We start from the raw sequence: 937 nt of genomic DNA on the forward strand, positions 1-937 counted from the left end.
TGCGCTGGGCGGCACCCCGCCGGATGCCGGAGGAGCTGCACACCCTGCTCACCTCCGACGCCCTGGCCGACGCCGAACGCCTGGGCGTCACCGGCCGCGGCGCGCTGGCCGCCCCGGTCCGCCCCCTCCTCGACGCCCTCACCCCCGACGGCACCGCGGGCCCCCCGGCCGGCGAGGCCCCCGGCACCTCCCGGGCGGCGGCCGGCCGTCCGGAGCCCGCCGCGGGCGGCGGGCACGGTCCGGACGCGGCCGTCGCCGCGGCGCTGACGGCCACCGCCCGGNGCACGGTCCGGACGCGGCCGTCGCCGCGGCGCTGACGGCCACCGCCCGGCTGCTCGCTCCGCTGCTGCCGGAGCCGCTGGACCATGTGCTGCTCCAGGCCGACCTGACCGCCGTCGCGCCCGGGCCGCTCCGCCGGGACCTGGCCCAGGCCCTGGCCGTGGCGGCGGACATCGAGTCCAAGGGCGGCGCCACGGTGTACCGCTTCGTGCCCGGCTCGGTGCGCCGCGCGCTGGACGCCGGGTGGTCGGCCGCGGAGCTGCGCGCGTTCCTGGACCGTCACTCCCGGACCCCGGTGCCGCAGCCGCTGGCGTATCTGATCGACGACGTGGCCCGCAAGCACGGCCTGCTCCGGGTCGGCACCGCCACCAGCTATCTGCGCTGCGACGACGAGGCCCTGCTCGCCGAGCTGCTCGCCGACCGCCGCGCCGCCGCCCTGCGGCTGCGCCGGCTGGCCCCGACCGTGGTCGTCTCCCCGGTGGCGCCCGAGGTGCTGCTGGAGCGGCTGCGGGAGCTGGGCCACGCCCCGGCCGCCGAGTCCCCCGAGGGCGCGGTGCTGGCCCCGCGCCGCACCGCGCACCGTACTCCGCCGCGGTCCGCTCCCGACCCGGTGCCGGACGGCCCGCCGCCCGCCGACCGGCGGCTGCTGGCCGCCGCG

At 81.3% G+C, this 937-nt stretch carries 1 pseudogene; it reads left to right on the forward strand.

Annotated elements, in window-relative coordinates:
* Window positions 1–937: pseudogene (locus GQS09_RS31155) on the forward strand (helicase-associated domain-containing protein); the annotation flags it as partial.

This window comes from Streptomyces sp. YIM 98790, assembly GCF_011421595.1.
In the GTDB taxonomy this organism is placed as follows: domain Bacteria; phylum Actinomycetota; class Actinomycetes; order Streptomycetales; family Streptomycetaceae; genus Streptomyces.